The 1,217-nt window shown below is 54.5% G+C and carries 3 protein-coding genes; all 3 read left to right on the top strand.

Features of this window, described 5'->3' with window-relative positions; genetic code table 11:
• Positions 1 to 425, top strand: a 425-nt coding sequence (locus tag JS46_RS22745; protein ID WP_033756105.1) for a phage baseplate assembly protein, incomplete at its 5' end; no start/stop codon positions are given.
• Positions 422 to 835: a phage GP46 family protein gene (locus tag JS46_RS22740; RefSeq protein WP_033756102.1), complete on the top strand. Its 414-nt coding sequence runs from the start codon at positions 422 to 424 to the stop codon at positions 833 to 835. The genes JS46_RS22745 and JS46_RS22740, both read left to right, overlap by 4 nt.
• Positions 828 to 1,217 (top strand): baseplate J/gp47 family protein (locus JS46_RS22735; RefSeq protein WP_033756101.1); only part of this gene is annotated, 390 nt, incomplete at its 3' end. The genes JS46_RS22740 and JS46_RS22735, both read left to right, overlap by 8 nt.

Raw genomic sequence — 1,217 nt, 5'->3', positions numbered from 1 at the left:
ACATCGAGCACATGGAGCCGTATGGATTTACTGCTGCGCCGATTCTGGGGGCCGAGGCTGTTGCGGCTTATTTCGATGGCGATCGCTCGCATGGCGTTGTGCTGGTGGTTTCCGACCGGCGCTACCGTCTCAAAAGCTTGAAGACTGGCGAGGTTGCAGTTTATGACGATCAGGGACAGTCGGTGACGCTGACCCGCTCTGGGATCGTTGTCAATGGTGCAGGTAAGCCGATCACCTTCACCAATGCGCCAAAGGCACGATTTGAAATGGACATCGAGGCTACCGGAGAAATCAAAGACAAGTGTGATTCCTCCGGGATAACAATGTCTGCAATGCGCCTGGCATACAACGGTCATACCCATAAAGAGAACGGCGACGGCGGCGGCACAACCGACGCTACAACGCAGAAAATGGTGGCGTCATGAATATTATCATTAATGGTGTCGAGCGCACTGTAACGTGGCCGCCCGACCCTCTTACCCGCGCCGTGATTATCTCCCTTTTCTCCTGGCGAAAGGCTGAGCCCGACGACAGCCCGGAGCAGGATAACGGTTGGTGGGGGGACAGTTTTCCATCTATTCAGAACGACCGGATTGGCTCGCGGCTTTATCTCCTGAGCCGTCAGAAGCTCACTAATAAAACACCACTAAAAGCCCGCGAATATATCATCCAGGCGCTTCAGTGGCTGGTGGACGATGGCGTAGCAGTACGGGTAGACGTAAGAGCCGAGCGAACCGGAATCAATACGCTGAGCGCCTCAGTGGTAATCAGCCAGAAAGATGGCAACCGCACGGCGTTTTCCTTTGATGATTTATGGAGTGAACTTAATGGCTGACAGTGGATTTACCCGCCCAACACTCCCTCAGTTAATCACCACAATTCGAAACGATATTCTCACCCGACTGGCAGCCGATACAACACTGGCGGAACTTCGCCGTACTGACGCTGAAGTGTACGGACGAGTTCAGGCCGCCGCTGTACATACAGTGTATGGCTACATTGATTATCTGGCGCGCAACCTTCTGCCTGATCTGGCCGATGAGGACTGGCTGACCCGGCACGCAAACATGAAGCGATGCCCCCGGAAGGGGGCGACGTATGCAACAGGATTTTCAAGGTGGGATGTGGAAACTGACGGAATTACCATTCCGGCAGGTGTCACAATTCAGCGTGACGACCTGACCTCGTTCACCACTTCGGCTGCAGCCACATCGGCT

It is taken from the genome of Pantoea sp. NGS-ED-1003 (genome assembly GCF_000738765.1).
Lineage (GTDB): Bacteria > Pseudomonadota > Gammaproteobacteria > Enterobacterales > Enterobacteriaceae > Pantoea > Pantoea septica.
Note: the sequence above shows the minus strand (reverse complement) of the source record. Positions and strands in the feature narration are given on the sequence as shown.